Source organism: Acinetobacter sp. 25-47-122 (assembly GCF_056779695.1).
On record NZ_JBWYIJ010000014.1, the window covers coordinates 57,392 to 71,466 of the forward strand.

Here is a 14,075-nt window from a genome sequence, read left to right on the forward strand (position 1 = left end):
CACATACACATGCGCTTATTTCAATAATTGAGATAAAATCCCTTTTTTCAAGTTCAAAATTGCATATTTTATGAGTTATTTACTTGCACTGGATCAAGGGACGACGTCAAGTCGTGCGATCATTTTTGATGAACATGGAAACGTTCATGCAACAGCTCAAAGAGAAACTAAAATACGAACACCACAGTCAGGCTGGGTAGAGCAAAATGCACAAGAGATTTGGAGTTCACAAATCACAGTAGTGCAGCAAGCAATTGCTGATGCACGATTACTGCCTAAAGATATCAAAGCTTTAGGCCTAACCAATCAACGCGAAACGACAGTGATTTGGGATAAAAAAACTGGTGAACCTCTAGCCCCTGCGATTATTTGGCAAGATCGCAGAGCAAGTGATTGGTGTAATTCCCTCATTCAACAAGACTTACAAAACAAGATAAATTACACCACAGGACTCCGCATTGATCCTTATTTCAGTGCTGGAAAATTAGTGTGGTTACTTGAAAATATTGATGGTTTAAGAGCTCGTGCGGAACAAGGCGAAGTGGCTTTTGGAACCATTGATAGCTGGCTAGTTTGGAATCTCACTCAAGGTGCTGAACACGTGATTGAAGTCTCGAATGCTTCAAGAACCATGTTAATGAATCTGCATACCCAGCAATGGGATGACGAATTACTCGCACTATTTAATATCCCAAAAGCAATACTACCCAAAATCGTGGCTTCTGATTGCCATATTGCCAATACAGCAAAAGGTCTCTTAGGTGCAGAAATTCCAATTACAGGGATTTTAGGTGATCAACAATCAGCGTTATTTGGTCAATCATGTTTTGACGTAGGCTCAGCTAAAAATACCTATGGTACTGGCTGCTTTATGTTATTCAATACAGGTGATCAAATTCAACTGAGTCAGAATCAGCTTCTCTCCACTTTAGCTTGGCAATGCAAAGAACACACCTCGTATGCGCTTGAAGGTAGTGTTTTTATGGCTGGTGCGATTGTGCAATGGTTACGTGATGGACTAGGAATTATTCAAAGTAGCCAAGAAGTTGAACAATTGGCGTGTCAAGTTAACAATACCGATGGTGTCGTACTTGTTCCTGCCTTTACAGGCTTAGGAGCACCTCATTGGGATACGGATGCCCGCGCATTATTATGCGGTATGTCTAGAGGGACAAATAAAGCACATATTGCGCGAGCAGCTCTCGAATCAATCGCATTTCAAGTCGCTGACGTTTTGAATGCCATGCAATCTGATATTCGAAACCCTTTAAAAGAATTACGTGTAGATGGTGGTGCGAGTCAAAATGATATGTTGATGCAGTTTCAAGCCGACTTACTGAATGTTCCTGTATTAAGACCGCAACTTTTGGAGTCAACGGCTTGGGGAGCTGCGGCAATGGCAGGTTTAACTGCAGGTGTATTTAAAAATCCGTCTGATATTGCGGCATCATGGAAATTGGAAAAAGCCTTTGAGCCAACAATGTCTGAAGATCAACGTCAATTTCATTTACATCAATGGAATAGTGCGTTAAAACGTTCAAGATCAGATGTTTAGTATAAAAAACCGCCTACAAGGGCGGTTTTCTTATAAGAGATACATAGATTTTTCAATATGCGTATGAAGCAATACCTGTTGCAATTGCTTTACCTTCATCATTCACCATATTCATGCGCATCGTACAACCTTTGCGACCCATGCGTAGGACTTCAGCAGTGGCAATAAAATACTTTCCGCGCCCTGGTGATAAATAATCCACTCGCATATCCACTGTTGCTAAACGTGAAACTTTCTTTAAAGTTTCAGGCAACATATCAGGCTCTGCACGCTTGTAAAGCTCGCCCATTGCAACAATCCCGCCAATACTATCGAGTAATGTTGCTGCTACACCGCCATGCAAAATTTGGAAAGAAATATTACCAATGAGATTAGGTTTCATCTCAATATAACCTTGGATTTCACCTTCTACGACACGCATTTGCATTTCGTTGTAAGCGAAATAAGGAGAGGTATTAAATACTTGAGTGAGTTGATTTAATACCACTTCAAGATCTGGTTTAGCACCTAAATGGAGGTTACCCATCCATTTTTTTTGGGAATCGTTCATACAAAACTCAAATTAACATCATGAGAAAAAACCATCAGCATTTTCCCAAAAACCGCCTTAAGGGGGCTACAATTAGACCCAAGTAAAATACCAAACATCGAGATTGTGATGACTTATACGTTTAATCGCCCTGCTTTTCCTGCAACACGCATGCGCCGTATTCGAAAAAATGACAAACTCAGAGCGATGGTGAGAGAAACACATCTTTCTGCTGAACATCTCATTTATCCGGTATTTGTTCTACCAGGTCAAAATCAAACCCAAGAAATACCTAGTATGCCAAATATTCACCGTCTTTCAGCTGATTTGTTGTTAAACAAAGCTGAAAAACTTTTAGAATTAGGTGTATCTAAATTAGCTTTATTCCCAGTTACCCCACAAGAAGACAAAAGTTTAACTGCTGAAGCAGCATGGAGAGATGATGGTTTAGTTCAAAGCACTGTCCGTCTTCTAAAAAAAGAATTACCAGAAATGGTACTCATCACTGATGGCGCTTTAGACCCTTATACAACACACGGTCAGGATGGCATCATAGATGAAACAGGTTATGTCCTGAATGATGAAACTGTTGAGTGTCTGATTAAACAAGGTTTAAGCCATGCAGAAGCAGGAGCCGATGTTTTCGCACCGAGTGATATGATGGATGGTCGTATTGCTGCGATTCGTCAAGCATTTGAAGCAAATGGTCATATTTATACCAATATCATGGCTTATTCTGCCAAATATGCATCAAGCTTCTATGGTCCTTTCCGTGATGCAGTGGGTTCAGCATCTAATTTAAAAGGTGGTAATAAGTATAACTACCAAATGGATGTAGGAAACCGAGCTGAAGCTCTTCACGAAATTGCACTAGATATTCAAGAAGGTGCAGACATGGTGATCGTAAAACCAGGGATGCCATATCTAGATATTGTACGTGAAGTTAAAGACACATTTGGCATTCCAACATTTGTTTATCAAGTGAGTGGTGAATATGCCATGTTGGCAGCAGCAATCCAAAACGGCTGGCTTTCTGAAAGTGTGATTTTAGAATCATTGATGAGCTGTCGTCGTGCTGGTGCAGATGGAATTTGGACCTATTTTGCTGAAGATGCTGCAAAAATGCTTAAAGATCTGTAATACACTATTGAATCAAAAGCGCTTTTACATAAAGCGCTTTTTTTCTACTACAATCATCATCATTGTATTCGAGACCCAACTTTTAACTCACTCATTTAACATCTTACATCTCATCGATCTCTTTTCATCATTGAGATTATTTGCACGATTAGAGCTTGAATATGGTCTAATACACCCCGTCATTTTGAAGGTGGATAAAAATGCACGTTGCCATCATTGGATGTGGAATTAGCGGCTTACTAACAGCGCTTGAATTACTCGAACAAGGTTGTGAAATTACCCTCATTGATCAAAAACAAGCAGCTAAAGCTGCATCTTGGGCAGGTGGTGGTATTTTGTCACCTATGTATCCTTGGCGTTATCCCAAAGCAGTCAATCAATTGGCACAACTTGGTAAATCGTTATATCAATCTTGGAATCAAAAAATTCAACCATTGAGTGGCATTGATTTCGAAATTCACGATTCAGGCATGTTAATTTTTGATGAAGATGATTTTGAGATTGGACTCAGTTATAAGGCGCAATATAACGAGCCGATGCAGCATTGCGATTTACTCGACGAGACTCAATTAAGAAATCTGAATCCACGAGTTTCTAATACTTTCAAGCAGGCTTTGCATTTTCCACAATTGTCTAATGTTCGTAATCCTCGTCTTTTAAAGTCTATTCTGACTTATCTTAAATCACATTCAAAAGTAAAGATTATCGAGCATAAGTGGGTAGAAAAATTACTGATTCAAAATCAGCAAGTTCAATCCATTGTTCTGCATGATCGACATCAAATTAAAGCTGATCAGTATGTTATCGCTACTGGAGCTTGGTCGGCACATTGGGCATCACAACTCGATTTCAATATCCCTGTTCAACCTGTTCAGGGGCAGATGATCCTATTCAAAACCCCTGAAAACTGGCTACCCACGATGTGTATGTACAAGGTCATGTATATGATTCCACGTCGAGATGGCCATATCGTCTGTGGTTCCAGTATGGCGGAATTAGGTTTTGAACATCGCCCAAATTTGAAAACACAACAATCCATTTACCAAGCATGCATTCAACTCATACCTGAACTTAAAAATTTCCCGATTGTGCAACAATGGGCAGGCTTGAGACCTAGCTCACCTGATGGAATTCCATATATCGGTTTAATGCCTGAAATGAAAAACTTATGGGCGAATTTTGGTCACTTTAGGAATGGTTTATGCATGGGGCCAGCTGCAGCGCAGTTACTACGACAGCTCATGCTGAATCAGACCACCCTCGTTGATCCTAGACCCTATGACCCATCTTTGAAGTTTCAAGTTTAATGTGATGGAAGTAGTTGCTCCAACGCCATTTTGAGTTCTGGATACTGAAATGTATAACCTGCTTGAATAAGTGCTTCTGGTATAACGTATTGTCCATTTAAAACCAATTGAGACTGCTCACCTAACATGATTTTAAACAATGAATCAGGCAGACTTAAAAGCGGTTTCTTGTTTAAAATTTTTGCTGCGGTGCGAACAAAATACACCTGATTCGTTTGTTCAGGAGCAACGAAATTAAAAACTTCGTTTGGAGTGTCATTCAACATCAGAAATTCAATCGCCTTAATCACGTCCTGAATATGAATCCATGCTAAGGGCTGCTGACCTGAACCAATTTTACCTAACAGATTAAATCGAATCGGTAAGAGTAATTGTTGTAAAATTCCTCCGCCATGCCCAAACACCACGCCTAAACGAATGACCTTAATATCAAACTGATTTTTGTATTGGAGCGCCGACCTCTCCCACTCTTGGCAAAGTTCGGACATAAAGATCGGTTGAGATGATCCCTGCTCATTGTTTTTTTCTGACCATTCTTGATCAGGATCAATACCATAATACCCCACAGCAGAACCAGAAATAATTCGCTTGGGATGTTGCTGATGGGTCAGCAGATAATGAAATAATGCATCGGTCGTCTTCACCCGACTGTCGATGAGTTTTTGTTTTCGCCTTTGTGTCCAGCGACCATCACCAATACTTTCACCCGCTAAGTTAATAACATAATCAATTTGAGCGTGTTGAATATCATCGAAAGATTGAACCCATGTCAAACGTGGATGCTTCATTTTGGGATTGGACTGTCGGCTTAAACCAATCACCTGATAATCTTGATCTAGCAGATATGCAACCAAATAAGATCCAATAAAACCTGTTGCACCAGTAACTAAAACGCAAGGATGATACATGGAAATACTCTTATGATCTGATCCCTCTATCATGGTGAAAGATGCCTTTGAGCTCAATTCATGATTACTTATTTACCACCAATTTATTCGCCATGCGCTTCGCTTGTGGACCATAAAACCAAAAGGTAATTAAATATAATGGGATCGCCAGCATCAAAATCATAATTGCACTGAGACTTAAGAAACTGGAATTTTGGACATAGATTAAAAAGTTCTGCCAAATTTCAGGGTCTTTTCTCGAGAAAAATAAAATACTTAAAAAAACACCAAGAAAGTTATAGCCCCAAAAAATCAATGTAAAGCCTAATGTGAATTTTTTACGTTCTTGATCCGAAGGTGCACGTTGTTGTTGATCAATAAATTTATATAAAACAACAATCATCGCAATTAAATATGGAAGTGCAGTGACTATTCCTGCAATTGCCGAAGGCAATAACGCTGCCAAAATACCTGCAACCAGCGTTAATCCTAAGCAAAGTAAAAAGAACCATAAAAAATATTTTCTTAAAGAAACCATAACTCTCAGACGCAATAAATTCCTGTCACAAAGCATAACCGAAAATAAATCAAATATTTTTAATTTTCTTGTCAACCGAATCACAACCTTATGCGTTATATAAGGTACAAGGTCAGTAGCAACCGCGTAGTCATTGCACCGGCATCCGCAATGATACACGGTGACCTTATACCCCAATGAGACCTATAAATCATGCTTCTTGCAGAAAATTTAGTTTAGCAGCCTAAATTTGAATGACTGAAGTATTTTGGCCGACGATTTCACATCACTCGAATCGTCGGCTTTATTTTTGAACTTAATAAATTTTCTAAATATACTTTTATCCATAAAGATGAGATAACAATCAGAATAAATCCTAGTCGCAATGTATAAAGAAAAAATTAAACATAAAATTAGTCTAAAAAAACGTCTAAATTTTAAATCAGACTTTTGGGATGTATTGAATTATCCATTCAATCGCTTTCTTATCAGTATCGTATTAGTTTGCTATTGCTTTGTTTTTATTAAAGCATTTATTAATCATCAATTTCACATACCGCTTACAATCATCAGTTTACTCTGTGGTGTTTTTTATCAAAGTTATCAAATCATTAGAAACAAAGAAAAAATCTTAATTTATTCAATTTTAAGCCTATTTTTGAGTGCACTTTCATTTATTTCTATACAGAGTAATAGCTCGAATCCATTAATAATTTGGGTCTATTTCTATCTTGGTGCTTACTTAATAGTTTTTTCTGTAGAGCATCATCAGAGTTTAACCACACCTTTTGGTGAAGGTCTTAGTTTTTTATTCGCACTTGGAATTTGCTATTGGTTTTTCGAAAAACAGATGCTTGGTGTTGATACAGTATTATCGACATTTATCACAATAATCTTGTTAATATTTTTACTTTATTCGATTGTACATGCCTTTTTTGAAATTAAGCATCATCATTTAAGCCGTTTTCTACTGAGTTTCTTTACTTGTTGTTCAATTTTAATTTTGTCTATTGATCAAATTATAGAACTTTATTCACAGGGCGATATTACATCTGAGCATCGTTGGGTTGAGCGTTTAATTTTATTATTTCGATATTTTTTACTCGGTATATCGTCTTTATATCTTTTTCAAAACTTAATGCTGCTTCTCAGCTATTTTCCCAATAAATACACGCGTTCTTATTTTTCAGATGTCAAACAAAATACGCTGATCCATATCAAACGTTTTGCAGAAGATCAAATTTCTAAAACAGAAGCTTGGTTTGCACTCATTTTTACGGTTTCAGTCTATTCTTTAAATTATATCTATCAAATAATTCCCATCAATATGAGTATTTGGCTAAGCATTCTATTGGTACCCTTAGTCATCCAATCTTTTTTTTCATCATAAAATAGATCAATCGTTAACAGCAGCTAAACTGCATGCATCCTCTTCTCATAAGCAAATCTCGATCAACTCGAGAATCAAAAATAGAAAAAAGAGAAAAAGACGAAAAAAGAGTAAATCGAATAAAAAATAGCGATTAAAAGCTGTCTTATAGAGATGTTAAAAATTTCGATGTTTTAAAGTCCGATATTGGATAAGATGACAATTGAGATGTTTTGGGGTTCGGTAATGGCAGTGCGTTTTTTTCATACTTCAGATTGGCATTTGGGGCAATTTTTTCACAATCATGATCGTGACTATGAACACACACAATTTTTAAACTGGCTACTTGCGCAAATTCAACAAAAACAACCGAATGCCCTGCTGATTGCCGGTGATATTTTTGATGTGGTCAATCCTGCATCATCTGCTCAAAAACAGTTATACCAGTTTCTCACCGATGCCCATGCCATTGCCCCGCATATGCAAACCTTAATGATCGCAGGTAATCATGATTCCGGTTACCGCATTGAACAGGTTGAACCTTTTCTAGCGAAATTCAATGCCAAAGCGGTCGGTATTATTGGCAAACAGGATGGTGAATTTGATCTCGATCGTTTGTTGGTACCTATTTATGATGCTGATAAAAATATCGTTGCTTGGTGCTTAACCCTGCCTTATTTACGCAGTGCCGAAATTACAGGCTTAAATGAAAATACCACCAACAGCCAAAATGCGATTGCCTATTTACACCAACAACTTATTGCGGAAGCTAAAGCGCGTAAACAACCCAATCAAGCCTTAATTTTGATGTCACATGCCCATATGCAAGGCGGTGAAACCTCAGATTCCGAACGTCCAATTGTGATTGGTAACGAAGAGGCTTTATCCACTGCATTATTTGATGATGTGATTGATTATGTGGCACTCGGTCATTTGCATAAACCGCAAAAAGTTGGACAGGAACATATTCGCTACAGTGGCTCACCTATTCCACTGTCTTTTAGTGAACGCAACTATAAACATCAAGTGGTTGAAGTCACCATTGACCCCGAAGCTGATGAACAAAATCATTTTCAATATCAAGCGCACATTATTCCACGTACCGTGGATTTGATTCGAATTCGTGAACCCTTGTCTGAATTAATCACTACGGTACATGCCCTGCCAAAAGGCGAAATTGACAATCTCAATGCACGACATTTTCTAGAGATTGAATATACGACAGATGCCCCACCGCCTGTAGACTTACGTCAGCAGATTGAACTGGCACTGCCACCAAATCGTTATCGTTTACTGCGTATAGCTCGAATTTATCAAAAAGCAACGGAGCAAAACGATGAAAGTCACAAAGTCGATTTAGCGCCCCCCACCCCTGAAAAATTATTTTTAAGCTTGTGGGAAAAAATGGGCTATGAGCAGGATGAATCGGTGAAGCGTGATTTCTTAACTTTGCTTGAAGCGGCACAACACGATTTGGATCAAAAAGCGCACTAAGGACAGGTCATGAAAATTATTCGACTCAGTTTAAACAACTTGGCCTCTTTAGCCGGTGAACAACATATCCATTTTGAACAAGCGCCATTGGCTCAGGCAGGTCTGATTGCCATTACTGGTAAAACAGGTGCAGGAAAATCGACGCTGCTCGATGCCATGTGTTTAGCTTTGTACGATGAAATCCCACGTTTACGTGGCGCAGCTGGCAGCATGAAAGATGTAGGCGGTAAAGACATTTCAATTAAAGATTCGAAGAATATTCTGCGTCGTGGTACCACCGCTGGTTTTGCTGAACTTGAATTTCTTGCCCTTGATGGTAAACGCTATTTGGCGCGGTGGGACATTAGCCGTGCGCGTAAAAAAGTTGATGGCAATTTAAAAGTCGAGCGCTTTGTTCAATGTTTAGATGATGGCGCGACCTTAACGCAAAAAATCTCGGAAGTGACGCCACTGATTGAAAAGCTGATTGGTCTCAGTTTTGAGCAATTTACCCGTGCAGTCCTGTTAGCACAGTCTGAAGTCGGTGCATTTTTAAAAGCCAAAGACCATGAACGTGCAGACTTACTCGAATATTTAACCAATTCGCAAATTTTTAGTGAAGTCAGTAAAAAAGCCGCTGATAAATTTAGTGAAATTAAACAGCAACGTACTGATTTAGAAAAACTGATTGGACATTTGGAAATTCTCTCAGAAGATGAATTGACCGAACTGAATCAACAACATCATGCGCTGAAACTTGTGTTAGAAAATCTTGCACAAGCAGAAAAGCTCCTCGAAAATGATCTAAAATGGCATAAAGACCGCCATGAGCTCTATGCAGGCACGCAAGCAAAAAAAGAAGTCTATGAGGTACAATTAGACGCTGATCTCAAACTGCAACCACAAAAACAACTACTTGCCCAACTCGATGTATTTCAAGAAATTCGTGCCCAATATCAAATACAGAAAGACAGTCAATTAAAACTCAATCAACTGACGCACGATCTTAAAAATTTCCAACCGAAATTACAGCAAGTACACACTCAACATGAGCAAGCGACTCAGCAGTTGCATCAAGCTGAGCAGAATCTGAATCTATGGCAAAGCCAACTGGAACAACTGAAACCGCAATTAGAAAAAGCCACACAGCTTGATCATGAGATTCAAAGTAAAATTCAACAACATCAAATCATCAAACAAGAGCAACAACAGTTTTTTGTAAACCAAGTTCAACCACTTGAACTGCAATGTCAGCAACAGCAAATTGCTTTAAACCAAGCACTACAATCCAAACAACAATTTGAACAGCAATTGCAACAGTCTCAAGAATGGGCTGTTTTTGATGATTCATTTGCCACAACCACACAACGTTTAAACGATTATGTTCAGCAATATCAGCAACTGCAAAGTACGCAACCCACGTTATTGCAACACTCACTCGAGGCATTACAGCAACAACAGTCTGAATTACAACAGCGTATTTCAGTTTGGAAAAATCAGTATCAAGAACTTGCCTTACTGGAACAAAAACTACAACAAAAACAGCAGATCATTCAGAAATATGACCAATCTTCACGTATTTTGGAGCGCCTTGAACAACAGGCTATGCAGATAGTGCACAATGAACAACAGTATCAGCAACTTATTGAACAGCAAGAGCGTAATCAGAAAATTGCAGATGATTTAAAGCAACAGGTCAGCGTACAACAGCAACAGGTCCAACAGATTCAAATTGCTCTACAACAACTTGAGCAAATTTTCGAGCAACAGCGCCTATTGCAACATCAAAGCGTGCAGGATTTGCGTGCCCAGTTGAAACCGAATGAAGCCTGTATGGTCTGTGGTAGCCATACGCATCCTTTTGTTGAACATGCAGATTTACTCAGCAATGCTTTGGGACAATTGCAAGACCAACAGCTACAGCAAGCAAAGCAAGAAGATGATCAACTTCGCCAACAGCTTAAAAAATTGGAAATTGAAGTGTCAAAAGCTGATGCAACTTTGCAGCAACAGCAACGCCAGATTGATGTTCTGGCGCAAAACATCGACTTACAAGTACAGAAACTACATGCTGAATTACAAACCCAAGCTTTAAAGATTGATGCTCAACAACCGATCACAGAAATCTTACACGTGATTCGTACCCATCAAGAACAGACCTCGAAAACCATTGGGCAATTAAAGCTTGAATTAGAACAGGATCAACAGATCCTACACACATGGCGATTGGCACAGCAAAAAGCTGAACAAATGCAATTTGGCTTACAACAACGTCAGCAACTCGAACAACTAATCGAAGCCATCGTAACTCAGTTTAATGACCCTCAACGGCAACATTGGCAGGCAAATCCGCTGCATTATGCCGAGCAAATATTGCAACACTTGCGACAGCGCCAACAGCTTTTGACAGCGGTCACTGAGCAACACAAATACTGTGAGCACGTAAAAACTGAGTTAAATCAACAACAACTTAAACTTGAGCTCGTGCAAAAACAATCACAGGAAAAATTAGATCAATTGGCTGAAATTGCGCATATTGGAAAATCGCTACGTCATCAACTGAATACCCTGACTGAAGCCTATGCAGGTCGTCAGTATCAGAAGGTGAGCGAATGGCAAGCAACGCTGGATCAAGAGCAACAACAGTTACAACAAGCCATTGCCACACAGCGCCTGCAGTTAAAAGCTAGTGAAGAACAGCGCCAACAACTACAACTGCAACAACAGCATTTAGACAGCCAAATCACACTCAATACTCAACAACTGCAACAGGCGACTGAGCAAATTTCCACATGGATGAAGACTCATCCAGAGATGCAACCGAGTGTGATCGAACAATGTCTTGCAATTGAACATAATCAACACCGACAAATTCGGCAGAACTTGCTCAATCATCAACAGGCTTTAGAAAGTGCAAAAACAGCATGGCAAACACTTGAGGAACACTATGCTAAACATCTCGAACAACAACCTGAACTCAGCTTCGAAGAGGCTCAAAGCAAACTCGCTGAATTGGCATTAGAAAAAACCACACAGCAAAATGCCTGTAATGTAGCTGGTGCAAAGCTACTCATGAATGCGAACAATCAAGCCAACTATGCTAAGTATCAAAGCCAAATTGAGCAAATTAAAGCAGAAGAATATCGTTGGGGTCGTATCTACGATTTGATTGGGCATAAGGAAGGCACCAAGTTTAAAAAGATTGCTCAAGAACACCATTTAGATATTTTGGTGGAATATGCCAACCAACAACTGCAACCCCTATCACAGCGTTATCAATTACATCGTATTCCAGATAGTTTAAGTTTAGCAATTATCGATCTCGATATGAACAGCGAAGTCCGACCTGTGTTGTCCTTATCAGGAGGTGAAACTTTCCTGGTGTCACTTGCCCTTGCTCTTGCAATTGCCAATATGGCATCAGGTTCAATGAAACTTGAATCACTGTTTATTGATGAAGGCTTTGGTACGCTCGACCCAGCATCCTTACATATGGTCATGAATGCCCTCGATCATTTACAAAGCCAAGGTCGTAAGGTCGTGCTCATCTCTCATGTACAAGAAATGCATGAACGTATTCCGGTACAGATTCAAGTCAAACCTGTAGGTGCAGGTGCGAGTACCATTAATATTGTCGGTTAATGATTCATGATAAAAAGTTGAAGCCGTCAAATGACGGCTTTAATCTAAGCCTGTTTTCTTAAAGTTAAAATTTGCTCAGCTCGTCCAAAAGGTCCATTCAGATCATGAAGAATAGATGAAGTTAACCCGATACCGTCATCACCATATTGTTGCACTGTTTCCAGACCTAGCCACTTACCTATTGGCATACGATAGAGATGTATCTGTAAATCTAAATTTGGAAAAGTATAGTTAAACGGCCAACCTTGTCGTGTGACAATTCCATTCGCTGTATCGACCATTCCCATCAACTTCACAAAGTCTGAATGTATTTGTCCTTCAACCATGTCATAAGGATTGGTTAGCCATACAATGCCCTTGCCTGCCCGTCGATCTAAACGGCGTGCCTCAAGTGATTGAATATAGCCTCCAGGCCAGTTTCTAATTTCTTCCCATAAGATCCCCTCGTCAGGATCAGCAACTTTTTGATCTTCTAATCCTGCGACTGCCTGAGTATCACTCATCATCATTCGCCAAGTACGTGCCTGAATACAGCTTTTACCATATGCAGACATGGTCGACTCGATCAATTCAATGGTTTTTCCAGGTCGAATAATTCGAGTTTCAATTTGAAACTCCCCAGCGGGTATCAGGCCCAAAATATCTAAACTTATACGTCCAATCCGTAGGTCAGACCGAGCAGAAAAGTGATCCAACTCTGCACAAATAATCCCTGTTGCGGGCGCCATATGCTGTTCGTGCGCATTCCATGCACCTTGAGCATGTATAGTCGACTTATACTTAGCCAGTACTGATCCATCATCACACACTTTTCGTTCTAAAAGCTGATAATACGAACTCATCCAATTCTTCCCTGTTTTATGATTATGTGAAATATATTGGTTTATTTTTATACATAAAAAGTTGTATTTACAATGACAGCGACTGAACCCGAAAGTTCAGTGCAGACTGAATCCAATCATTTTGAGTAATCTCGCGCCCCAAATAAGGCCGTCCCTATGCGAACCATAGTCGATCCAGCGCTAATCGCATCTTGTAAATCACCCGACATTCCCATACTCAAGGTATCCCAATCAGAAGGATGTGCATGATGCTCTTTCATCTGATCAAAAAGTGTCTTGGCATCATAGAGTGCATCTACATTGCCAGGTGCTGGAATGACCATTAATCCTCGTAATCGAAGTCGAGGTAATATGCTCATTTGAGCAACCAGATCTTCGACCTCTGAAACTGCACAACCATCTTTGCTTTCTTGAGCATCAATATTCACTTGAAGACAAATATTGATAGGCTCCTGTTCGATTGTGCGTTGATTAGAGAGTCGCTCTGCGATAATAAAGCGATCAACCCCATGCACCCATGCAAATTGTTCAGCCAACTGTTTGGTTTTATTGCGTTGTACATGACCAATAAAATGCCATTCGATGTCTAAATCATTCAGCGCTTTGATTTTATCTAATGCTTCTTGCAGGTAATTCTCACCAAATGCTCGTTGACCAGTCTGATACATTTCTCTCAAAATATCCGCTGGATGCGTTTTGGAAACAGCAAGGAGTTTAACCTCGTTAGATTGTCGTTGAGCAACTTCACAGGCTTGTTCAATTTGTTGAATGACACTATTTCTCGCTTGCTCTAGACTCATCATGTATAGCTATC

11 protein-coding genes are annotated in these 14,075 nt (G+C 39.5%); 6 read left to right on the forward strand and 5 right to left on the reverse strand.

Annotated elements, in window-relative coordinates:
• Positions 1-70 precede the first annotated feature (70 nt).
• Positions 71-1,555 (forward strand): glycerol kinase GlpK, encoded by a 1,485-nt coding sequence (glpK, locus tag AC1M9P_RS12925; RefSeq protein WP_481587867.1) that lies wholly within the window; start codon positions 71-73, stop codon positions 1,553-1,555.
• A gap of 52 nt (positions 1,556-1,607) precedes the next feature.
• On the opposite strand, the gene AC1M9P_RS12930 is transcribed toward glpK, so the two are convergent.
• A complete protein-coding gene (locus tag AC1M9P_RS12930) occupies positions 1,608-2,105 on the reverse strand; it encodes a thioesterase family protein (protein WP_035266285.1) in 498 nt (165 codons plus the stop codon).
• A gap of 108 nt (positions 2,106-2,213) precedes the next feature.
• Here AC1M9P_RS12930 and hemB point away from each other — a divergent pair, with 108 nt between their 5' ends.
• Positions 2,214-3,224 (forward strand): porphobilinogen synthase, encoded by a 1,011-nt coding sequence (hemB, locus tag AC1M9P_RS12935; RefSeq protein ID WP_180000234.1) that lies wholly within the window; start codon positions 2,214-2,216, stop codon positions 3,222-3,224.
• Between the two features lie 200 nt (positions 3,225-3,424).
• A complete protein-coding gene (gene thiO / locus AC1M9P_RS12940; RefSeq protein ID WP_481587868.1) occupies positions 3,425-4,531 on the forward strand; it encodes a glycine oxidase ThiO in 1,107 nt (368 codons plus the stop codon).
• On the opposite strand, the gene AC1M9P_RS12945 is transcribed toward thiO, so the two are convergent.
• A complete protein-coding gene (locus AC1M9P_RS12945; RefSeq protein WP_481587869.1) occupies positions 4,528-5,439 on the reverse strand; it encodes a TIGR01777 family oxidoreductase in 912 nt (303 codons plus the stop codon). The two genes, thiO and AC1M9P_RS12945, sit on opposite strands and share 4 nt — an antisense overlap.
• A gap of 64 nt (positions 5,440-5,503) precedes the next feature.
• The gene (locus tag AC1M9P_RS12950; RefSeq protein ID WP_481587870.1) at positions 5,504-5,956 is read right to left on the reverse strand and encodes an ABZJ_00895 family protein; all 453 of its coding nucleotides are present in this window, start codon (positions 5,954-5,956) and stop codon (positions 5,504-5,506) included.
• Positions 5,957-6,593: 637 nt separating this feature from the next.
• On the opposite strand from AC1M9P_RS12950, the gene AC1M9P_RS12955 reads away from it, so the two are divergent.
• The 3 genes from AC1M9P_RS12955 (at position 6,594) to AC1M9P_RS12965 (ending at position 12,419) form a co-directional block, all read left to right on the forward strand.
• A complete protein-coding gene (locus tag AC1M9P_RS12955; protein ID WP_481587871.1) occupies positions 6,594-7,325 on the forward strand; it encodes a hypothetical protein in 732 nt (243 codons plus the stop codon).
• 225 nt (positions 7,326-7,550) lie between these two features.
• Complete coding sequence (locus tag AC1M9P_RS12960; protein ID WP_481587872.1) at positions 7,551-8,798, forward strand: exonuclease SbcCD subunit D; 1,248 nt, start codon at positions 7,551-7,553, stop codon at positions 8,796-8,798.
• Positions 8,799-8,807: 9 nt separating this feature from the next.
• Positions 8,808-12,419, forward strand: coding sequence for an AAA family ATPase (locus tag AC1M9P_RS12965; protein WP_481587873.1), 3,612 nt, complete (start codon positions 8,808-8,810; stop codon positions 12,417-12,419).
• 44 nt (positions 12,420-12,463) lie between these two features.
• On the opposite strand, the gene AC1M9P_RS12970 is transcribed toward AC1M9P_RS12965, so the two are convergent.
• On the reverse strand, positions 12,464-13,261 hold the full coding sequence (locus AC1M9P_RS12970; RefSeq protein WP_481587874.1) for a thioesterase family protein: 798 nt from the start codon (positions 13,259-13,261) through the stop codon (positions 12,464-12,466).
• Between the two features lie 116 nt (positions 13,262-13,377).
• Positions 13,378-14,064, reverse strand: coding sequence for a YggS family pyridoxal phosphate-dependent enzyme (locus AC1M9P_RS12975; protein WP_035267462.1), 687 nt, complete (start codon positions 14,062-14,064; stop codon positions 13,378-13,380).
• Between the last annotated feature and the right edge of the window lie 11 nt (positions 14,065-14,075).